Origin of the sequence: Sphingobacterium puteale, from assembly GCF_003627955.1 — a bacterium.
Classification (GTDB): Bacteria; Bacteroidota; Bacteroidia; order Sphingobacteriales; family Sphingobacteriaceae; genus Sphingobacterium; species Sphingobacterium puteale.
The window spans coordinates 22213-44466 of the sequence record NZ_RBWS01000026.1 but is presented as its reverse complement, the minus strand read 5'-3'; the positions used below and the strand labels follow the sequence as shown (position 1 = coordinate 44466).

Sequence of the window (22254 nt, the reverse complement as noted above, 5' to 3'; positions counted from 1 at the left end):
GAACAGCTTCATAAGATAAATTTACGACATAATAATCCATATAAGGAGCCATTCCCCATTAACAGTGAACAATGGCTGCCGTCTGACAACAAGTGATCGTTTATTTACTCGCTTCGTCTAAAAGGCCAATATCTTCAGCATCCAATGGCAGTTTTGGAGCATCAAATAAGGTTTCCAGTTGCGACACACTGGTTGCACTCACAATGGGGGCAGTGACCAATGGCTTTGCTAGTAGCCATGCTAGCGCTACTGTAGCCTGTTTAGTATCGTATTTTCCAGCCACTACATCCAAAGCTTCCAACACACGTTTACCTTTGTCATCAAAATATTTCTTTATGCCACCACCTCTGGCGGTATTGTCAAAATCTGCCTCGGCACGATATTTTCCCGTCAAGAAACCCGCCGCAAGAGACCAGTATGGGAATACACTCAAACCATAGGTTTCGACTATCTGGGAGTAGTCATTTTCAAAACGGCTGCGCTCAACCAAATTATAATGGGGTTGCAATGCGACATATCGGGGTAGACCATTTTTTTCCGCACAATCAAAACTTTCGATAAGCCGTTCAGGAGAGATATTTGAGGCGGCGATAAATCGAACTTTACCGGCCTTTACTAGTTCATCGTAGGCTGATAAAGTCTCCTCAACAGGTGTAACGTTGTCATCAAAATGGGTATAATATAAATCTATGTGATCTACCCCCAAACGCTGCAAGGACTCGTCCGCTGATTTCAAAATATGTTTTCTGGAAATATCAAAACCATGCTCTTTCGTCTCAGACCCAACCTTAGTCGCCAGTACAATGTCGTTCCGATTACCGCGGCTTTTTAACCATTTACCAATAATTTCTTCAGATTGACCGCCTTTCCCGTTTACCCACCAGGAATAGGTATCCGCAGTATCTATAAAATTAAATCCGGCTCCTACAAATTTATCCAGAATCTCAAATGATTTTTGTTCATCAAGTGTCCATCCGAAGACATTACCACCAAAGTTGATCGGTGCAATCTCTAAACCTGTGTGTTGTATTTTTATCTTTTTCATCAACATTAATCTTTTGTTGTTCGCTTGTAAAAAAGTTCTTCCCAGTCATCAATAACCAGTGCCTAACCTAAAGTTACAGCAATTAAAATAAAAATAGGATATGAAGCTGGAACGATCTTCATATATTGCACAAGATAGACATAAAGGTATCAAATCCATGCCGATTAGTTATTGTTATGATAATGCACCAAAATAATAAAAGTCTTAGCTGCAGTAGCGGACTATTCTTTTTACTAATCCGTCAATCTGTTGTAGATGGTGTTCTCTCACCTCGTCTATTGCCAAAGTTCCTCCAAGGATAAGCATTTCCTTATGCTTAAAGCGTTTCCCCAGTCGGTCTTCAAGCATAATATGCTGCATACTCTGTGCAATCCCGATTTCCTCTAAAAAGTTGTTAGGGTGGCCTGCTGTGCAAATAACTAATCCATAATTGATTGTTTTCATTTTTGGCAAATCTGACTTTTGTCCATAAGCATAACCAACAGCAAATACGCGATCAAACCAACCTTTCATCATGGCCGGGCAATCGCTCCACCAAACGGGATAAAGGAAGATAATACAATCCGCATTTTCTATCTTTCGATGCTCTTCACGCACATCATTTGGGATAGGCAGCAACGTTTGAGAAAGCCCTTCCCGCAAGTATTCTTCTGCGGTCATATTGCTCTGAAAATTATTAGCATACAGATCGGAAACCTCAATATTCCAATTTTGCGCCCAAAGAAGCGCCTTTAAATGGCTGAAGATCTCAAAAGTATAAGATCTCTCACTCGGATGACAGTAAACAAACAAAATATTCATAATATGAGGATAACTTTTGTTATTCAAAATTTCATTATAAGTTCGAATCGCTTTTATTTGATCAAAACAATATCGGCAACTGAAGGCTTGCCATCATGATCATAAATATAATAATGTTCGGCCAAAAACTAAATTAACCATTTTTCAGGTAAAACAGAGTCATCTCTTTACATACGGTCCGAACCAATATGGTGCATATCTATAAACTGAACTCGTTAAGGTAATTATCCGGGAAGTCCTTAGCATCTGTTTATCCGTTTCATAAACCGCCCATACATCGCATCCTGAACGATATAGCAAAGACTGCAAAGAGAACTGCTGGCTGCTTCAGTCTGTGCCCCGAGGGTACCCCGCAGCAAAATCAAAATTCGCTTTTGTAATGATTTACTAATGACCCAAAGTTACCATCGGCTTCCTAGGTTATTCAGTTAAGAATGAATCAGCCACACAAGCTTGCCCCATCAAAAAATTGTTGTACACCTGGCAACCAAATTTTTAAGGATAAATTGTTATTTTAGCAATAGCATATAATAACCGGATGGGATAAAAATGGATGAGATACAGACTCAAGTAAACATCTATAGCGAGCAAAACAGAACTAGATTAACAAACTTATTATGATTTATGACTCAAATAAATTTATCAATTGAAATATTAAACTATGGCCTTCAACTATCTATGGAGTTTGGACAAAATTGGTTAAAACCAATTAACGAAAGGTTGGCTACTAAATTTCCGGATCTAAAAATACAGCAACTGGAAGAATGCAATGTCCTCTGCAAAAAAGTACATCAAATTGCACACCGTTTTATAGTCGAGAATCCCATTCACTCCGATACAGGAATTGAATTTATAGATTTCTACCAATTCAGACAGTTTATGTACAAAAAATATAGCTGGCTTTCATCAGCAAATTTACAACGTCTTTACAGCCAAAGCTGTTATTACGCTTATAAATAAAAGCTTGGTCAATAAAAACAAAATCATTTCCGGGCACAATTTGGCATACGCTGTGGCTTCTGCCCAAACCCCGCAGTCTTACTTCTTTTCTGTGAATATGGGTACTTTACAATCTACCCAGTTGAGCAAAATCTCCGGTTCTTGGATCAATGTTAACCGAGATGCAACAATCAGCACCCGTTATCTTAAAGTAGAATCTGTGAGTTCCTAGGCTGATTTCTTTTAATCACATCTTGCTGACTTTAGCGCATTTTCTAATTAGCTTGCAATAAAGTAAAGCACAAAGAGCAGCCATTATGAAGTAGGTACACTTTGCGCTTGATATAATAGTATATTTCCCAATCTATCCAGCTTACAACAGAACCGCTAGAATTCCATTAGAAATTGATAAAAACAGTGATAATGGGGTATAAATATACGTGTCCCGTGAGGCAAATACGGTCTTCCTATACTTCTTAAATACGCCAACATATTTCATATCCCCGACAAATCGAACAAAAAAAATGCCGCTGATCATGTACATGCCGTAATCCGTATATTTATTATCAAAAGGCCCTTTCAGAATGCCAACAGCACAGAGGTTCGTCAATGCAAAAGATAATAATCCGATTGCAACAAGTAAAGTACCTGGCCAGCCCGGATTAAATACCCTTCTCCCATTTAGGGCTGTGGGTATAGTAGCATTTATCCCCCACTGTCCCCCAAATACCCAAAAGAGATGAAGCAACGCTAACAAAATAAAAATAGTGGCAATTACAATTGATAATAAATGTTCCATTAAGTAAATATAAAATATTCTTTGAATTTGGTCAATTTACTGACTAATGGTTATACGGAAAGTTTTCGACACGCCTTTTTATCACACTTTAATAAAAGTCATTTAGTTCTTTAGAAAACTGAGAGCCTATAACAATTTGCGTCTTCCGTCCAGCAATATGACAAAAGGGTCCCCAACTACCCTTAGCGTTTAGGAAAGCTTCCTAGCCTTATACCAAAATATTGCAATAAATTCGGGCTCGCGCTACATTCTGAAAACATTGAATTTATGTCCGTCAGGGTCGCAAAAGCTCACCAACTGATCAGAAGTATGCAAGTCATTCGCTTTAAATCCCAACATTTTATAAAATTTTTACGTGCGTTCTAGATTGACCACCGCCAAATTCGCCCATATCATTTCAGGTTTCATCATATTTTATTTTTTGTATAAAATAAAGTTAGTGGATTGCAACCGCTTAAAAATTGCCCTGGGGCAAGTTTCTATGACAACTTTATTTTTCTTTATCCGGCTTTGAGATTTAGGATCGCCTTCCATCTGCCTGCTCTATTAGATCGGCTTTACTCCTTTAGCGAGCCTAATGGTTTAGAATAGATCTTACATCGATTTATTCAGTCTTATTATTTTATTGGAACATTTTTTAATTCTACATTTTCGCAAAAAAACAAAGTGCTGTTCAGCAAAATAACACAACGTAGTCGTATTGCTAAACTATTTACCTTTTTCAAATCGAATTTTTCTAATCCGGTTGATGATGCCCACTCGAATAAATATTTCCCCGTATCCGAAATTTTAGCTTTTCGGCAGCTTTGGAAAGCTTAAAAATTTGGTATGGGAGCCGCTCTGTAACTCCGCTACGGCTTGTAAAAGTATATGCGATAACAATTTCAAGATCTCTTTTGTCATTCATTTTAGTCCAGCTTGAACGAGACAGAAACCTGCAATTTCCGCGGATTGATTTTGCAGCCGGTCAATGCGACAAATGAAATTAAAATCGTGAACTGTTTCATGGTACTATTTTCAATCATGCGATAGATCGAAAATACTGAAAGGAACCATACTAAAATACCCCTGAAAATAACGGTTTTGTGATTTTTGGAAATGAAAAATTCACGATAATAAAAACCGGCATTAATCCCTTTAATTGTTACAGTTAGAAAGTTAACACAATAAAAAAATCTTTAGCTGCACAGAAAAACAATTAGAAACCGAACTTTAACAATAGTTATTTCAGTCACTTATTCACAAAAATGCCCCTAAGATTACTTTATATAAAATACACGCATTGTTTCCAATATTTTGTATAATAGCTATATTTTAAAAAAAATAGCTAGGTAATGTTATCCATCGAATATTATTTCAAAACATATTTTCTACAGCTCTGTACATTTGCCTTTCCATGGGTCAACTCGGAGGAAATAGCTAAAGATATTGTACAAGATGCTTTTATTGTCTTGATGGATAAGCCAGAACTGTTGGAGAAGGGAGAACGTGTTATCAAAAGCTTTCTCTACACCTCAGTAAAAAATATGGCAATGAATGCCAAAAGGCGAGATAGGGTGTTTGATAAGATACGGGATGCTATAACCATAACAGACTCTGACGATCGGAATATCTTGGACGATCTTATCAATGCCGAACTGATTGGTGCATTACACCGTGAACTCGATCAATTGCCTGAGGGTTGTCAGCGGATCTGCCGTTTAATCTATTTGGATGGTATGAAATATGACGAGGTCGCACAGGAATTAGATGTTTCCGTCAACACCGTAAAAACTCAGCGTATGCGCGCGATAAACCTTTTGAAAACCAAATTCCTGAATTTAGTATTAAACTTCCTTATATTTTAAGGACCATTTGCCCTTCTATTTTTAAAAATTTTTTTTTTATCTGGAGTCACCCTTTTTGATTCCTCAAGTTACTTAGTTATTGAATTATGATAGAAACCGATAAAATAGTATTGGCTGAATTAGCTTCATTACTCCTGAAAGAAGGACAACTGCCTGATGAACAAGAGAATGAACTAAGACTTTTGCTGGAAAAATATCCCGATGCAAAGGATAGTTTGCGCCACCGGCTTGCCAATACAGATATCCATGTTCCATTTGATTTGCGTACCACTGACCTGGATCAGGAGTGGAAAATTTTAAAAACCAAATATAATGAACGACAAATTGCACCAAATTATCATCGGTTAAATGGAAACTGGAAACCCGCTGTTAGAATTGTTGCTGCGCTGTTATTGCTCTTTACTTTTGTCTGGATCTGGAAATCTTATTTAAGACCTGTCAATTATCTTATCCCGGACAAGGTCTATGGACAAAAAAATGATGTTCTTCCCGGAACAAACGGTGCTATCCTCAAGATCAAAGGAGAAGACGAAATTAACTTAATGAATAAACAAGTTGATGGAGGTCTTCCTCGGGGTATTGAATTAAAAGAGGGTAAATTGCTGTACTCACAGCTCAAAACTGAAGAGTCTAATCCAATACACACCTTGATTGTGCCCAAGAGATCTACCATAGCGCTAACACTAAGTGATGGTACAAGGGTATGGGTAAATTCGGAATCGGAATTGACCTATAGGCCCAATTTCGAGAAAAATCAACGGAAAGTAAGATTAAAGGGTGAAGCCTATTTTGAAGTTGCCAAGGATACAAAACGCCCATTCGTAGTAGAAGCCAATGATCTCAGTATCCAAGCTATAGGTACAGCCTTTGACATCAATTCCTATAAACCTAATGCAAAAGTTCTACTAAAAGAGGGACGACTAAAAGTCAATGGACAGGAAAATGAGATTTTTATAGATGCCGGAAATGGAGTAAAAATGATTAACAGTCAATTGGTGGCTTTTCCGATACCAGATATGGAAGAAGCAACGGCATGGAAGGATGGTTATTTCTATTTCGAAAATAAGAGTATGCAACAGATTCTGGATGAGTTGAGTCGATGGTATGGTATCAAAATTGACTCCAACGTCTCATTGGACAAAAGACGTTACAAAGGTGGCATAAAAAGAGATGTGACCCTTGCAGAGGTCTGTAATCTACTAAAAGACCTGACCGGTTATGAGCTCACAATCGACAAAGAAAAATTAATCGTTAATAAACTGGCCGGCAAAAAATAAATAAACTATCTAACCAAAAGAAAAGGAGGGCTTAAACTATGTAAGAAGATAAATACCTAAATATTGTATGAAAAAGAATGCAGAAGTACTCCAATACTCCTGCATCTGATTGAATTAACAACTGATCGTAAACTATTAATTCTCTACCAAATTATGAATAATTTATTTTATTCAAAAGGAATTCTTTGTCCTATAGACAAGGGAAAATTTTTGAACAATCTAATCAAAATGAAACTGACAGGAATATTATTGGCAACATCCATGATGGGTGCCTACGCTTCAAGCTCTGCTCAGATTACACTGCACGCCAAAAACACCAAGATCGAAACCGTTCTCAATAACATCACCCAACAAACAGGGGTGCGTTTTATCTTTATGGAGGGCTTACTAAACAATGAAAAAGTAAATCTTGAAATAACAGATGCACCCCTGAATAAAACACTTGATCAGCTCTTTAAAAATAGTGCTTTTTATTACATGATACATCGTGGCACCGTTGTCATAAAAAGAAAACAGGATGATGCCCCTGATGACCGCTCAGGCAGCGAAACGCTGTATCAACAACGATCCATCAGAGGGAAAATACATGACACAAAAGGGAATCTATTAAGTGCAGTCAGCATTTTGCTCAAAGGGACAAATATAGGAACCTCGACAAATGCCAGGGGTGAATTTCAGCTTTCTCTTCCAAACGGCAATAAAGGCACATTGATCTTCAGTGCGGTGGGCTTTAAACAGCTTGAACTCCCCATCAACAACAAAACTGAGCTCAATATCGTCATGGACAACGACGAAGTCGGGCTTGATGAGGTTGTGGTGGTCGGATTTTCAGAGGTCGATAAAAAGCACCTGGCTTCTTCCGTATCCCAAATGGATATGGAAAAAGTAAAAAACCGGCCCATTTATAAAATGCAGGATGCTTTTTCGGGAACAATTCCCGGTGTTACGATGATGCGGGAGAATAGTCTTCCGGGCAGTGTCCCCGGTACCATTTCTATACGTGGTATCAGCACGTTACAAAACGCCGATCCTCTGGTCATCGTGGACGGAATGGAACAGAGTATTCACGATATCGATCCTAATCAGGTGAAAAGTATTACCGTACTTAAAGATGCGGCTTCAGCATCTATGTATGGCTCCCGTGGCGCCAATGGCGTTATTATCATCGAAACAGAACGTGGGCAAACTGGTCAATTCAAGGTTTTTACAAACAACTGGTATGCCATAAACAAACCGATAGACCTTCCAGAATTTGTTGGGGCAGTTGATTTTATGAAATTGCGAAACGAAACACTGATCCAACAAGGACAACCTGCGATCTATTCGGATGAAACAATTGAACAATATGCCAGCGGAAAAATAAAAGGAGTCAATTGGCTGGATGAAGTAATGGAACGGACCTCCACAGCAATTAACAACAACGCCAGTATTTCCGGTGGTGGCGGCGTGGGGACTTTCAATCTTATGTTGGGCTATATTAAGGAAAATGGACTTAATAACATTGAGGGAACACAAAAATTTTCGGCGCGCTTCAATACCAACATCAATATTGCTGATAAATTCGTCCTCATGGCTGACTTCTATGCCCATCGCTTGCAAGTAGACCGCCTCATGGCAAACGACGATGGTCACGGGCTCTATCAACAAGCCTGGCGCTTGAATCCAACTCAACAGATCTACTATGATATAGATATGCCTGAACCATTCATACTGCATAACAACATAAATCCGATCGCCTCGATTAAACATGGTGGCACCAAAAACTATATGCATGACCGGAGTACGATAAATCTCCGCCCCAAATATAATATCAACAGTAACCTAAATATTGAAGGAAATGTATCCTACATGATCAATAAATCTGCCGACAAGCAAAAGCGATTAACCTACAAATTCTTTGATGAAAAAGGGGCACCGATCACTATATGGGGTAATGATGTGAATGCTTCACAAGGAGTAAGTGAGAGCCAGTTAACTGCGCGGGCATTGGTAAATTATAACAAAGAACTACGTCAGGATAAAGACAAAATCTATCTCACCGCAGGCTCTGAGATCATGAGCTATACATTCACCGATTTTAGGGAAATTAGCAAGGCTTCTTTTTTCGGTAAACTAAACTATTCGTTTGACAACCGTTATATATTTGAATTAACAGGTCGTTCGGATGGGAGCAGTAAATTTGCACCAGGTCATCGCTGGGGATTCTTTCCATCAGGGGCCTTTGCATGGAACCTGCATAAGGAACGCTTTTTCAAACCTATTCTCGAATCCGAGGCGATCAACAATATGAAGATCCGAGCGTCATACGGGTTGATTGGTAATGAAAATGTAGCGCCTTATCTATGGCAGGAATCCGTCAATACCTGGGGATGGACGATGCGCGTTCCTAATTCTAATTTTTCCTGGGAGAAACAAAAACAATGGAATATTGGTCTCGATATGAACGCATTCAAAAATAGACTTTCTCTTACAGCGGAGGTATACCATAAGAATTCATATGATTTAATCTACGATGAATTTGCTGTCCCGCCTCTAACGGGTTCATACGAGCTGATATCCGCAGTAAATATTGGCGCGGTGGAGAATAATGGCTGGGAAGTTTCGGTAAACTGGTCTGACAAGAAAGATGATTTCTCCTATAAAGTCGGCGCTATGCTATTTAACAATCGTAACCGCATACTCAAGGCCGGCTATAATGAAAATGACCGATTGATTTTCAAAGGCAACAATGACCAGATATGGTATAAAGGGATCCCGATCAATAACTATTACGGTTTTCAATCAAATGGTTATTTTCAGAGTCAACAAGAAATTGATCAAACCGCAGCAAAAATGCCCAATTCCAGACCCGGCGATATCCGCTATGTTGACCAAAATCAAGATGGTTTAATCAACGACAATGACCGCGTCTACCTCGCCGATCCACTTCCCTATTACAATTACGCCATCAATATGGATCTTCATTATAAACGCTGGGATTTTTCAGCACTAGGCCAAGGTGTGGGCAAAAGAACTGGCCGAATAGCCGGTCAGGAAGCTTATCCGGTGTATGTCGACGGAAACAGTAATGACTTAGGAGCACCACGTGTTGAGTATGTTGCCGACCATTGGAGCCCAGAAAATCCAAATAGCCGCTTCCCACGTCTGTGGACAGGCTCCACGCCGAACACCCTTTTGAGTAATGTATGGCTCAGCAATGCAGCCTTTTTTCGTGTTAAATCACTTCAGCTCGGCTACACTTTTCCTTCCATTGGCAAAAGTGTTAAAAACTTACGGATTTATGTAAACGCGCAGGATGTATTCACCATAACAAAGTGGGAAGGTTTGGACCCTGAGCGGATCGGAAGCGGTAATGGAAATTATCCGCGGATGGCAACATACAGTTTTGGATTAAGCGCGAGCATTTTTTAATATCATAACAATGAAAAAGAAAATTATTACCCTGATAATAGCTTTGGCAACCCTTAGTAGCTGCGAGAAATTTCTTGATAAACGAGATCCAACAGCAACTTCATTTGATGAGTTTTTTAACACAGAAGAAGATTTACGCCGCGTGGTTTACAGTAGTTATTTAGATGCTTTTATGGGACCAGACGAACGTCGCCTCCTCTTTTACATGACCGAAGGTCGTTCGGACAATGCTTATGCCCGCATTGAGACAGACCACCATATGATTATTGCCAACGGCAATATGACCAGCAACTCTGCTTTGGCCGTTTATTACTGGAATCTACACAATCAGCATATAGGACGCATTAACACCTATCTGGCAAATGTTGATGTACCCTATGTCGAAAATGAATCTACGCGACAACGGTATAAAGCAATTCTCGAAGGTTTGCGCATCTGGCATTACTTCAGGATCACAGAATTCTGGGGTAATGTCCCTTTTGTGCTAACTCCTGTCAAACTGGAGGAAGCAACACCACCGGTGACGCCTAAAGCCGAAATCCTTGACAAGCTCTTTGAAATGAGCGAAGATGTTGCCAATAGACTTCCAGAAAATGAAGGCACCACAAACGCATATATGTTCAATAAGTACTCCTTTAAAACATTGGTCATGCGTTATGCGCTCTATAACGGAAGGTACGAACTGGCGGCGAGACTTGCTAAGGAGATTATGGATAGTGGGAAGTATCAACTACACCCCCAATATGCCAGTCTATTTAATTATCAAGCAGATAAAACCAACAAAGAATTTATTATCAAGTTTGATATGGAGAGCCATAACAATTCAGCAACGGCATCATTTCAGCATCTGGCTCCACAATACCGAACCGGAAATGGCCAATCCTATGTTGTCCCCTTAAAAGCACTCGTGGATAGTTATTGGACTTTACAGGGGCGGCCAATTGACAACTGTCCATTACACAGCAAGCAAGCTTATGAGCTTAATCCAAAATTAAACCGCGATCCACGGTATGAAGCCAGTGTATTTGGTCATGGCGATCTCTTCAATAATGAAAAAATAGATATCTATGATGCTAAAAGTGCTTTTTATTACCAAAACCTACGTAGCAGTAGGTCGGGATACTGGTTCAAGAAATTTGTGGACCAAGCCGATGCGTTTCGTACTGGCGGAAATATGCATTTTCCCCTGGCCCGCTATGCCGAAGTCCTTTTAACCTATGCGGAAGCCAAGATCATGCTGAATGATGTAGATGAACTGGCTAAAAGTTGTATCAACCAGATTCGTAAAAGAGCCGGACTCGATATGACCGTTGCTGATGTCAATTTAACGGCAAAATCGCAACAGGAATGGATAGCGCTCATCCGCAACGAAAGGAGAACCGAACTTGCTGGCGAGGGATTACGTTATAGCGATATCTTGCGATGGCAAACAGCAGAAACCGTCCTTAATCAACCTGCTCTAGGTCATATGCGTCTGAATGGAGGTGGGCAATCCGAAATACTCAAAATTGAGGACCGAAAGTTCTTAAAACACCAATACCTATGGCCGTTTCATGAAAGTAGTTTTCAGGTGGAGCCCAACTTGGTGCAAAATCCGGGTTATTAGTCAATAGTAAAAAAACGACTTTCCAGTTGGAAAGTCGTTTTTCTATTTATATAGTGGTGTCATGTTATACTATGATAAAGCGTGTCAGCGTATAATTGTCGAAAAAAATTATTCAAAAGCCTCCAAAGGATATTGGGAAATTATCCCAGTGTTTACCAATTCTGCCCTCTCCAAAACCTCTACCCTAAATTGGAAGTACAATGTCTAGCGCAACCTAAATTGCACTCCACCGATGTGTACCATTTTGTTTTGTCGTTCAAGTTCTTCAAAAAGATTTAACATGTCTGAAAATGGATTGTCAAAATATTTTATTAGATGTTTTACGCTGTCGGTTGTTTGTAAAAAGTTGTAGAAAAAGTATGGATCTAGATTACCGATACTTTCTTTGTCTCCAAGTGAAACCTCAAGCACTTGATTTGTTATTAAATTCTTAAACATACAATGTTCACCATGAACATCAAACCACCAATGATCTGTTAGGTTCTCGTTCCCATTTAATATATCTGCATCCACGATTTCGTAGTAATTTCCAGCCTCGATTTCAGCTGTAGCAGGCTGGTCGGTTTCCGCAATCAACTTACCAATGAGAACATGCGCCAAGGCCTTATGCTGCCCCATCGCTTCTAATATTTCGTCAAGAATTTTACTACCTATTACCATGAAAATTACCTTAATTTATTCCCAGCCCAGAATCCTGTTTTCACTAAAAATCCCGCACCTCGTCAAACCAGTTATTGGCGGTCTCCTGCTGTATTTTTACTGGTGAGGCTTCTATTAATTGCTGAATGGCAATACCCGTGTCTTCCCTCTCTACAGTTTCAATGTTGGGTAGTTTGTTAATTGTTTCGATCAATTCTACAAGTGCTTGCTTTACCTCGTTTTCTGTTTTGCCCTTAGCGATTTTCTGTAAAGCAGTTTTATAAGCTTTGGTGGCAATTTTAGCGCTTTTGCTTTCCCAGTTTGTAAAAGGAATTCCATATTCTGTCGTAAACCAAACTGAGCTTCGTAGTTTGGATACTGAACAATATTCTAGATCTTTTCCGGACTTAACGAGATCCTTTAATTCGGTTTTTAATCTTTTTCCTGTAATCTCATCAATATTCCATCCGATAAATGATCTCAGATTGCCCCAGGTATTTAAAGAAGGGAAGCTTTCCAAGTTGGGTGCATAACGAATAGCTAAACTTTCCAACTTTTCAAGTCTCTTTAGACTAACTACATTACTAAGATTCCCTGTAAGGTTTAACCCTTGCAAATTAGGAAATTGCAATAAGCATTCGCAATCAAGCGGCTGTCCTAGTGGTTCAACGACAACATCGAGCCAAGTAATTTTTTCTAGAGCTTTAAAAACAGGTAGCCGATAAGGCAATACCGTTCTATCCCTCTTCACATCGGGAGAAAAACGGATGTGCGGATTCGCATTTTTCGATAAAATTTCAAAATTTTCGAGATCTCCTGACAGGTTAAGCGATTTCAAAACAAAGGGCTTATTATCATCCCTTACAGGCAAAGTTATTGTTATAGGAATTGTATTCGAACGAACCGACAAGTGTCCAATCTGTGTTGCATTTAAGTCGATAGATACTGGATTAGATGGTTGCCAAAAGAAATCTTCAATTACTCTATTTTGTGACCATTCCAAAAATCCGATGTCATTACCGTAATAATAAAAAAATCTTGGCCAATGGCTACCAGCGGGTGTCGTATATGCATCAAAGGCATTCCAGTTGATGGCTAATTCTTTTTCGACGAGAACATCAAATTTTTTCTTGTCCATACCAGCTTCACCAATAGAAAAACTGCCTTGCCCAGCTTCAATTTTTACGGTATGGCTATTCGTGCTTGTCAACGAAAGATGGATCGGATTTTCTCTATTCATATTGTAAGGGTTAACAGCTTTTTTAGTTTAAAATTTCGGGCATCGTTTTCTATCATCTTATTGCAGGCATTTTCCTACTTATTATGCTAGGTGTCCACTACCCCTTTGACTAAATTACAAAAAATCATCTTATTCTATTTCACAGCGTAAGATTATCATCCTGAATATCTGTTTTGTTCCCAATTAAATAGACTATAAAACAGATAGTCTTGTATTAGATCAATCAGTACTTGGTATGAAACGATCGCTGTAACCTTTATCAAAGTGGGACACGGTTACTTATACTTTCCCATGTTCCATAATTTTTCAACAATCTCGTTTTGATTATATTCAAAATAATTGCCCTTTTTATCTTTCTGCCTCTGAAAAAGACTGCGGTCAAAGGTTGTAAAATTTAAGGTTAGAAAATCAATGAAATAATCATCAAGATGATAATGAAACTGCGCTCTCAAACTTTTATCGTCCTCATCCTGCATGACAAAAGTCTTTTGACGTCGCACAATTTCAGTCAGTTCATCCTTTGTGATATGTTCAATAATTTTCGGAGCAGGAAGTGATATTCTGAATGCCAAAACCTCAGCACCTTCTTCCTCCCACCATTCCCAAAGATTAAATTGAGACATATCTTTACCAGTCATTTCATGAAGCGTATTTTTAAGCTTTTGATATTCGGTATTATCTTCATCCCCGTTCTCATCACAATAGTCTGAATATGCTAGAATGAGTTTTAGAACTTCCGGATAGCGTTTTTCCACTGATTTAAAATCGGGTTCAATTTCTTTTCTTAATTCCATTATCCAAATATAACGTCAAAAGAATCTTCATCTTATTTGTACGACCTCTTTGGCTTATGACCAAACAATCTAGGTTCTAACGTTTTGCTTAAAAAGACGAGGTCAGTAAACAAAAATAGAATAATAATTTATACTGACTGTATTTTACTATGTTGTTAACAGTGAACTGAACCAATAATAAATGATTAAAAAATTAGTAAATTCATGATATGATAACGCTTGATCAGCGCATAAATATCATAAGATGCAACTTACACTGGTGTCCTGACAATGAGTAAGCAAGTGTCGCACTCCTGTTAACTATTGGAAAACAATTATGAAACTATCATCGACAGCAGAAAATATTATGACGCAAATTAGCGACAAGAAGACCAAACTTGGTGACTTGCGTAAAATTGCCAATGTCATAAAAAAAGACCACGAACTAGCTCTGGAACTGTGGTCTACAAAAGGTTATCTTGCCCGACAATTGGCGATCTTGCTTATGGACAAGAAATTACTTTCTGAAGAAATTATTGATGGATTGGTAAGCGATATTGAACAACATCGGGAAGACGAAAAACTGCAGCTGATTGATTGGCTTATGGCGAATCAACTTGCCAAGGACAAACGGACAATCGCATTAATGGAAAGTTGGGAAAACAGTATATCTCCCCTTCAAAGACGCACTTTTTGGTACCATCAAGCCCGATTGCGATGGGTAGGACAAACACCGCCGCCTAATAGCGAGGAATTGCTTTCTAAAATTGAATCCCGAATTGAAAATGAAGTATCTGAAGTCCAGTGGGCGATGAATTTTACTGCCGCTCAAATCGGTATCTTTCAAGAAATTTTCCGAACAAGATGTATCAATATCGGAGAGCAAACAGGACTTTATAAAGACGAAATGGTAGCTAAAAACTGTACTCCAAACTATTTACCAAAGTTCATTGCCATTCAGGTAGCAAAACTCAATAAATAAAATCACCGGATTTCTTGTAAAATTGCCCGGTGATATATCCCGGTGGCCAAAAATTGAGATCGAACAGCGGAAAAATCTCAATTTGACATATTATTGCTAACTTAGGAACAGCACCGAATAACCAGACTAACAATGAAATCGGATATCAATATATCATCAGTGGAAATATGGACCAAGCAGTTATCTGTTTGGGTGATATGCCTGTTTCCTACTTTGGTGATTTTTCCCTCCATCTGTAATGGTCAGGATAAAAAATCGTGGACGAAAGAAGAATGGAATACTTTGCTGACCGAACAATTATTTCCAGGTAAGAAGATCGAAAATTTAGCTTTCAATTTTGATATTCCCTTTGAGGAGAAATACATTACGATGAAGGATAGTATTGTTCTGAATGGACTATTATTTAAAGCCAAAATACCCAAAGGTCTTATCTTCTATTTGCATGGAAGTAATGATGCCTTAGACACCTGGGGTAAAATCGCTCCAATATACACGGCAAATGGTTATGATATCTTTATGCTTGACTATCGTGGGTATGGCAAAAGCCAAGGTAAAGTCACCGATGAAAGTATGCTGTATAATGATATTCAAATAGTCTACAACAAACTAAAGACAATCTATTCTGAACATAACATTATCGTATTGGGCCAATCTATGGGCAGTGCCCTTGCGTCCAATATTGCAGCCAACAACCAGCCGGGTCTGCTGATCTTACAGGCCCCATATTACAATTTAGTAGACTGGGTAAACAATGTTGCTCCTGAATTAGACACCACAAATATCCCATTTAGTTTTGATAATGCATCTCATTTGAAGAAGGTGAAATGCCCGATTGTTATTTTCCACGGCAGCGGTGATAACGCCGTCTACTATGGCTCTTCTACAAAACTTTCCAAACTGTTAAAAAGCTCAGATCGTTTTATCACATTAAACAATGAAGGGCATAATGACTTCTCGAAAAACAAAGTTTATCTGAAATGGATTGGCAAGACATTAAGATCAAACCAACTAAATAAATGACGATAATACCATTAATGGCTATAAATATTGGCAGTCGCAAAAGGAATATTACAATTGACACCGAATTGCCAATTACTCTTCCTACCTTTGTTTCCAAATAAAACATATATGCCAAAAGAAACAAAAGCGGGACTTTATCAGGGAACCATAGAAAAAGATACCAATGGAAATTACTTTTGTGGCCCTTATCTATTGGATTATCAAACCGTAGAAGCTTATTTTAAATTGGGTGATCGGGTCAGCTTAAAAAGTATCATCAAAAATACCAGCCGTATGAGTATGGAAACTTATCCACAAAAATCAATTAAGTTTTCATATGCTACTGAAAATCATGACAATGATTAAGATGAACTAAATCGTTCAATACAGGACTCATGCTGAATACACTTCATCTGTTTTCATACCCCTTGTAAAATGGGACCTATGAAAACAGATGGATAATAAAGTATCAGCCCTGCAACATAGGCGTAAACGAAATTGAAGATCAACTTTTAGAGATGATAAAATCCTGATAAACAATTTCATATTCCTACTGTTAGGTATAGAACAGATAATATTGTTTATGCCTCATTTTATTATAGAATGTTCACAAGATATTCTTCAAATGATAGCCCCTGATGAACTCATGGACGCTGTATACGATACCGCAGATGCTACAGGAATTTTTGCCCCCAATGATATAAAGGTTAGAATTCAGTCTTTCTCCCATTTTAAACTTGGAAGCAATAAGACTAATTTTCTACATGTATTCGGATATATTATGGAGGGACGAACAACGGAACAAAAGGCAAATCTATCAAAAACAATCACTGCCCGACTGAAGAAATTGCTTCCTTCGACCTCTTTCCTTTCGGTCAGCATCAGCGAATTTGAAGCAGCAACCTATTGCAACAGTTCGTTAATAAATCCTCGGAATACGAATCATGACCGCCATTTCGAATTATAAGATCTCCTCCATTAATTTTCGGCTAAAATGATCCATCTCATTTACGTTTGAGATATGGATCACGATGATCCCTAATCATTCTGCTTACCTTAGTTTATATTCAAAAAAGGAGATAATATGACGAATACAATGAAAGCCGCACGTTGGTATGCTGCAAAAGATATCAGAGTAGAATCAACCGAAATTCCTGAACCGAAGACTGGTCAAGTTAAAATAGCTGTTCATTTCGCAGGAATCTGTGGATCTGATCTACATGAATATGTACATGGTCCGCAATTAATTCCAGTAGATCAACCTTATCCACTAAATGGGCATCAAGGAACCACCACATTAGGCCATGAATTTTCAGGAGTAATAGATGCGATTGGTGAAGGCATCCATCATTTAAAAGTAGGTGACCGTGTGGTCGTAGAACCAATTTTTAAGAACTTCGACAGTCCTTTTATCGCAAATGGTGCATATAATTTATCTGAACCTTTGGGATTTGTAGGCCTATCCAGCAATGGTGGATTTGCGCCGTATGTTGTCGTCGAAGACTATATGGTACACAAAATACCCGATAGCATGTCGTTCGAAAAGGGGGCATTAGTGGAACCTGCCGCTGTAGCAGTTTATGCAGTACTCCAAAGCGGACTTAAAATCGGAGAAACTGTATTAGTTTCTGGAGCTGGTCCAATAGGTTTACTATGCGTTCAGGCAGCACTTGCCGCAGGTGCAACAACAGTTATTGTGACTGATATCGCAGACAAACGTTTGGAGAAGGCTAAAGCCATCGGTGCTACCCATATCATCAATGCAAAAGAAGAAGGTATACCACAAAAAATTAAGTCCATCACGGAGCTCGGAGTGGATGTATTTCTAGATTGCGCTGGTGTACAAGCCTCCTATACAACTGGAATTGATAGTTTAAAAAATGGTGGAACCGCTGTTTTAGTTGCACTTTTTGGCAATCCTGTAACTACCGATGCGCTGGATCAGGTCCTGCGGGAAATCACCATTAAAGGTATTATCGCTTATCGTAATATCTTTCCACAGGTTATCGCGCTTATCGATAGTGGACGTATGCCCGTAGAAAAACTTGTAACACGCAAAATAAGCTTAGACAATATCGTTTCAGAAGGATTTGAAGCTCTGGTTAATGATCCCACTGAAGTCAAAATCTTAATTGATATACAGAAAAATTAACGCAGTCAGGATACAGACAATAATAAGCAACGTATCGAAAAAATAATGTGATCGCTATAAATATGGCCGCTTGGGTGTCCCAAGCGGCCATATTTATTCGGTTTGCCAAATCTTTTGTAAATGATTTACATTTTATTTGGTATTTTATTGGTCAACGGGAAGATAGCACTCTCCACATGCGCTTTCTCAATCAAGCGTTGCAATTCCTGTACTTTTTTCGGATTACTATTCGCGACATTGTTCTGTTCTTTTGGGTCTTGTTTGAGATTGTACAGCTCTTTAATCGGAGTACCAGTAGTTACTTTCTGCAAAATGAGTTTCCAGTCACCTTTTCGTAAGGCCTGACGTCCACCATCTTCATGGAATTCCCAATAAAGATAATCATGTTGTTTTTGTTGTTTGTTGCGTCCCAATAAAGTGGGAACAAAAGAAACCCCATCTGTATATCTGGGTTTATCCGCCTTAGCAAGTTCGACCATCGTCGGCATAATATCCCAAAAAGCACCCAGATAGTTTGATGTCTTTCCTTCAGCTATTTTCCCCGGCCAACAGGCAATGAACGGAGTCCTGATACCTCCTTCATACAAATCGCGCTTATTTCCACGCAAACCTCCAGAACTATTGAAAAAATTGGGATCTGCTCCCCCTTCTTTATGTGAACCATTGTCACTTGTAAATATGATTATGGTATTGTCAAGCAATTTGTTTTGACGCAGTTTTTCTACGATCTGACCAACATAAGCATCCATGCGACTTACCATGCTGGCATACATTGCATGCGGTTTCTCTACGCCAGCATACCCCGGAACTGTTGCCTTTGGCCCGTAATCATTTCCTTTATGTGGTTTTTCATCAAATGAACTGGCATATTGCTGGTAATATTCATCTTCTGGACCAGAAAGTTCGGCATGGGGAAGCACAGTAGGTACAAAGAGAAAGAAAGGTTTGTCTTTATTCGCATCAATAAAGGCAAGAGTTTTCTCTTGGATCAATGCTGGTGCATATTGACCTTTGGCCAATAATCCATTACCATCAAGCTCAATCCGCTCTTTATTATGCCAAAGGTGAGTAGGGTAATAACGGTGGGATTGACGTTGGCAATTGTAACCATAAAACTCGTCAAATCCTTTCTGATCTGGTGCTCCGGTAGTATTGACCATCCCTAGCCCCCATTTTCCGAAAGCACCTGTCGCATAACCCGCCTCCTGCAACAACATAGCGATTGTCTGTACCGAGTCTGCCAATGGTTGTTGTCCCTCTGGTTCGATTTCTTTATTTCCTCTTACATAGGTATGCCCAGTATGTTGTCCTGTCATTAGGGATGAACGCGAAGGAGCACAGACAGAGGTACCAGCATAAAAGTTCTCAAACTTCAGGCCCTTATTGGCTAGTGAATCTATATGCTTGGTTTCAATCTTTTTCTGACCATATACACCAAGGTCTCCATAACCAAGATCATCTGCCATAATAAAAACAATATTTGGTCTTGTCTCCCTATTTTGAGCAAATGCGGCTCCTGAGATAGCCAATAAGAAAACAGCTACAGCTACCTTCTTATTATTAATAGATTTTAGTCGGTTCATGTATATCCAAAGTTAATTAAATAAAAAGAATTAGAACACATAAAATCCCCTATCAAGCTGAGCCTCTTGTTTCCTAATTCTTTTCAAAACGATGAACATTTCTTTCTTTAGTATTTTCCAGCTGAATGCTCCATTAGAAATATTCACCATTTACAACCTTAGCTTTGGAGCCCTGTTATTTTTGTGTTACCATGATATGGTAATAAAAGTAGCGGGACAACCAAGTGGGCTAAATTTCTATTGTAGGGCCTCCGAAACCGCATAACTGTCTTCCAAGAGCGTATATTCGATAATTTTATGGTTGTGTATCCTCAGGTGAATAAAGAATACAGAACTGACCAACCTTCCTGTTTCCAACATCTTAGAGGTAAAATTCCCTTTTATAATAGCCTGATCTTCGTTGGTCAATACTGTCTGTATAGCTGCGCTTACAGGTTCAACAGCTGACCACAATAGCTTAAAAAGTTGTTCCACCTCCGGTTTTGAACTTCTCGATCCCAGCCATTTTATCTTTGCTGTATTGCCAGGAATTTCCAGGTAAAACTCTTCAGCAAAAAGATCAACCAGATTTTTCAGTTCTCGCCGCTGCAAGCAACCTAGGAAGGTATCCACAAATGCATTGATATTTCCCATCTCAAATTCTGTTTAGATTTTTATGCTGGAAATAAGCCATCATCCCGACCCATCCGGCAACAGCTAGGATCATAACAGAACCTATAATACTGATCGTATAAAATAAGGAGATGACAGCAATAACGCTGGCAATAACCCAAATAACATCAAGTGTAATGATAAATTTGGTCCAACTTTTCTGGATAATTTTCTTCATAGCCGTCGCCAGTACAAATACAGAAAACACGATCAGAAAACCTCCCACCAAGGTAAATGGATTACTGTGTGGTATTTTAAATAGTTGTGTAAATAAAGAAGGCATGGTCGCTAATAAGATCCCGGTCATTCCTGAGCTGATCGCATTGGTCAGCAATACATTTTTTAGTGTCATAATTTCTATCTTTTTGTTACTCAAAAGTACTGTAATACGGACGGCTTTGGATTATCTATAAGCGACAGGGTATTGACATTATGCGACAATCAGATACAAACTGTAAAACATATCATTAGATTTACAGTATGAATTATAGACAGACCATGTTGCAAGCCTTAATTGCCTTTTGTGGCGAGCGTGGGCTAGATAATGCTAAAATTACTGCATTATCAGGGTTTTCGATCGCCCAGTTAATGAATGGCTCCAGATTTGATATCTCCGATCAACAGGTGGAAAATCTGTGGAAGAACATTGTTCAGTTTTCCAAAGATGAGCTGATAGGCTTGCATTTTGGAGCCACAATGCAGTTAGCGGCGCTGAATATTGTCGGACAGATTATCCAGACGAGTAGCACTGTGAAAGATGCCCTGCTACAAGTACGATCAATGATGTACCTAGTCACGGATCTTTATACAATGGAAATAGAACTGGGACCTAAAATATGTGTCATCCAATACCTTAAAAATATAGGTTTTGACCATTTCCAGATGACCCAAAGACAATTCGGGTACTTCCTGATAGCGTTTACAATTTATGAATTGAAAGGGCTGTTACTTAAAAATCTGAACCCCACGAAGGTTGGTCTACCAAGCTTTCAGAAAGATCGCTACATGGACTATGAGATAATTTTGAAATGTCCAATAGGAAAAGCAGAACATTATACGGTAGAATTTCCCAAAGAATACCTGGACTTTCCGATCATTACAGCCAACTATGAGGTGCAAACTTTGCTCATTAACCAAATGAACAAATTACAAAATCCAAACGAATTAACAGGTGCTCTTTCCAAGAGGATATTCAACTACCTTCTAGCGAACTCTTACCTTTACTCACTCTCGATCGAAGCGGTAGCCGGAAATTTCAATATCAGTGTAAGGACTTTACAACGTAAACTCAAGGATGAGGGAGCATCTTATGTACAAATTGTTGAGGAGGTGCGTAAGTCACTGGCTGTCCATTACATGCAAAACAGTAGTTCTTCGGTAAAAGAAATTTCAACCATTTTGGGCTATGCTGAGCCAAGTGCCTTCGTTCGGGCATTTAAAAAATGGACAGGGAAAACACCTACAGCATATCGAACGGCCGGTCTCTAGATTTTTATAACATTACCATCGT

Annotated in this window: 20 protein-coding genes; 11 read left to right on the top strand and 9 right to left on the bottom strand. The window is 38.9% G+C overall.

Annotation, left to right across the window (positions count from 1 at the left end):
- Positions 1 to 100 precede the first annotated feature (100 nt).
- Positions 101 to 1045 carry an aldo/keto reductase gene (locus D7322_RS25435; protein WP_121127067.1) on the bottom strand — a complete coding sequence of 315 codons (945 nt, stop codon included), beginning with the start codon at positions 1043 to 1045 and terminating at the stop codon, positions 101 to 103.
- Positions 1046 to 1249: 204 nt separating this feature from the next.
- Positions 1250 to 1846, bottom strand: coding sequence for an NAD(P)H-dependent oxidoreductase (locus D7322_RS25430; protein ID WP_121126995.1), 597 nt, complete (start codon positions 1844 to 1846; stop codon positions 1250 to 1252).
- A 624-nt stretch (positions 1847 to 2470) separates the two neighbouring features.
- On the opposite strand from D7322_RS25430, the gene D7322_RS28645 reads away from it, so the two are divergent.
- Complete coding sequence (locus D7322_RS28645; protein WP_183078844.1) at positions 2471 to 2806, top strand: hypothetical protein; 336 nt, start codon at positions 2471 to 2473, stop codon at positions 2804 to 2806.
- A 352-nt stretch (positions 2807 to 3158) separates the two neighbouring features.
- On the opposite strand, the gene D7322_RS25415 is transcribed toward D7322_RS28645, so the two are convergent.
- Positions 3159 to 3584: a DUF3995 domain-containing protein gene (locus tag D7322_RS25415; RefSeq protein ID WP_121126992.1), complete on the bottom strand. Its 426-nt coding sequence runs from the start codon at positions 3582 to 3584 to the stop codon at positions 3159 to 3161.
- 1334 nt (positions 3585 to 4918) lie between these two features.
- On the opposite strand from D7322_RS25415, the gene D7322_RS25410 reads away from it, so the two are divergent.
- The 4 genes from D7322_RS25410 (at position 4919) to D7322_RS25395 (ending at position 11725) form a co-directional block, all read left to right on the top strand.
- The gene (locus D7322_RS25410; protein WP_121126991.1) at positions 4919 to 5431 is read left to right on the top strand and encodes a sigma-70 family RNA polymerase sigma factor; all 513 of its coding nucleotides are present in this window, start codon (positions 4919 to 4921) and stop codon (positions 5429 to 5431) included.
- A gap of 86 nt (positions 5432 to 5517) precedes the next feature.
- Positions 5518 to 6708 (top strand): FecR family protein, encoded by a 1191-nt coding sequence (locus D7322_RS25405; RefSeq protein WP_121126990.1) that lies wholly within the window; start codon positions 5518 to 5520, stop codon positions 6706 to 6708.
- 153 nt (positions 6709 to 6861) lie between these two features.
- On the top strand, positions 6862 to 10119 hold the full coding sequence (locus D7322_RS25400) for a SusC/RagA family TonB-linked outer membrane protein (protein WP_220700175.1): 3258 nt from the start codon (positions 6862 to 6864) through the stop codon (positions 10117 to 10119).
- 10 nt (positions 10120 to 10129) lie between these two features.
- Entirely contained in the window at positions 10130 to 11725 is a 1596-nt protein-coding gene (locus D7322_RS25395; protein ID WP_121126989.1) for a RagB/SusD family nutrient uptake outer membrane protein, read from the top strand.
- 204 nt (positions 11726 to 11929) lie between these two features.
- On the opposite strand, the gene D7322_RS25390 is transcribed toward D7322_RS25395, so the two are convergent.
- The 3 genes from D7322_RS25390 to D7322_RS25380 all read right to left on the bottom strand — a co-directional run bounded on the left by D7322_RS25390 (position 11930) and on the right by D7322_RS25380 (position 14398).
- Positions 11930 to 12385 (bottom strand): DUF6896 domain-containing protein, encoded by a 456-nt coding sequence (locus tag D7322_RS25390; protein ID WP_121126988.1) that lies wholly within the window; start codon positions 12383 to 12385, stop codon positions 11930 to 11932.
- Positions 12386 to 12428: 43 nt separating this feature from the next.
- The gene (locus D7322_RS25385; RefSeq protein ID WP_121126987.1) at positions 12429 to 13604 is read right to left on the bottom strand and encodes a hypothetical protein; all 1176 of its coding nucleotides are present in this window, start codon (positions 13602 to 13604) and stop codon (positions 12429 to 12431) included.
- Between the two features lie 275 nt (positions 13605 to 13879).
- A complete protein-coding gene (locus D7322_RS25380; RefSeq protein ID WP_121126986.1) occupies positions 13880 to 14398 on the bottom strand; it encodes a hypothetical protein in 519 nt (172 codons plus the stop codon).
- Positions 14399 to 14714: 316 nt separating this feature from the next.
- Between D7322_RS25380 and D7322_RS25375 the strand changes: the two genes are divergently transcribed.
- From D7322_RS25375 to D7322_RS25355, 5 genes are all read left to right on the top strand, one after another.
- On the top strand, positions 14715 to 15359 hold the full coding sequence (locus D7322_RS25375) for a DNA alkylation repair protein (protein WP_121126985.1): 645 nt from the start codon (positions 14715 to 14717) through the stop codon (positions 15357 to 15359).
- A 132-nt stretch (positions 15360 to 15491) separates the two neighbouring features.
- Positions 15492 to 16379, top strand: coding sequence for an alpha/beta hydrolase (locus tag D7322_RS25370; protein WP_121126984.1), 888 nt, complete (start codon positions 15492 to 15494; stop codon positions 16377 to 16379).
- A 108-nt stretch (positions 16380 to 16487) separates the two neighbouring features.
- Entirely contained in the window at positions 16488 to 16724 is a 237-nt protein-coding gene (locus D7322_RS25365; protein ID WP_121126983.1) for a hypothetical protein, read from the top strand.
- 217 nt (positions 16725 to 16941) lie between these two features.
- On the top strand, positions 16942 to 17325 hold the full coding sequence (locus D7322_RS25360; protein ID WP_121126982.1) for a 5-carboxymethyl-2-hydroxymuconate Delta-isomerase: 384 nt from the start codon (positions 16942 to 16944) through the stop codon (positions 17323 to 17325).
- A 117-nt stretch (positions 17326 to 17442) separates the two neighbouring features.
- Positions 17443 to 18510: a 2,3-butanediol dehydrogenase gene (locus D7322_RS25355; protein ID WP_121126981.1), complete on the top strand. Its 1068-nt coding sequence runs from the start codon at positions 17443 to 17445 to the stop codon at positions 18508 to 18510.
- A gap of 125 nt (positions 18511 to 18635) precedes the next feature.
- On the opposite strand, the gene D7322_RS25350 is transcribed toward D7322_RS25355, so the two are convergent.
- The 3 genes from D7322_RS25350 to D7322_RS25340 form a co-directional block, all read right to left on the bottom strand.
- Positions 18636 to 20093 (bottom strand): arylsulfatase, encoded by a 1458-nt coding sequence (locus tag D7322_RS25350; RefSeq protein WP_121126980.1) that lies wholly within the window; start codon positions 20091 to 20093, stop codon positions 18636 to 18638.
- 237 nt (positions 20094 to 20330) lie between these two features.
- Entirely contained in the window at positions 20331 to 20726 is a 396-nt protein-coding gene (locus tag D7322_RS25345) for a nuclear transport factor 2 family protein (RefSeq protein WP_121126979.1), read from the bottom strand.
- Position 20727: 1 nt separating this feature from the next.
- Complete coding sequence (locus D7322_RS25340; protein ID WP_121126978.1) at positions 20728 to 21096, bottom strand: hypothetical protein; 369 nt, start codon at positions 21094 to 21096, stop codon at positions 20728 to 20730.
- Between the two features lie 128 nt (positions 21097 to 21224).
- On the opposite strand from D7322_RS25340, the gene D7322_RS25335 reads away from it, so the two are divergent.
- On the top strand, positions 21225 to 22232 hold the full coding sequence (locus tag D7322_RS25335) for an AraC family transcriptional regulator (protein WP_121126977.1): 1008 nt from the start codon (positions 21225 to 21227) through the stop codon (positions 22230 to 22232).
- The last annotated feature ends 22 nt before the right edge of the window (positions 22233 to 22254 follow it).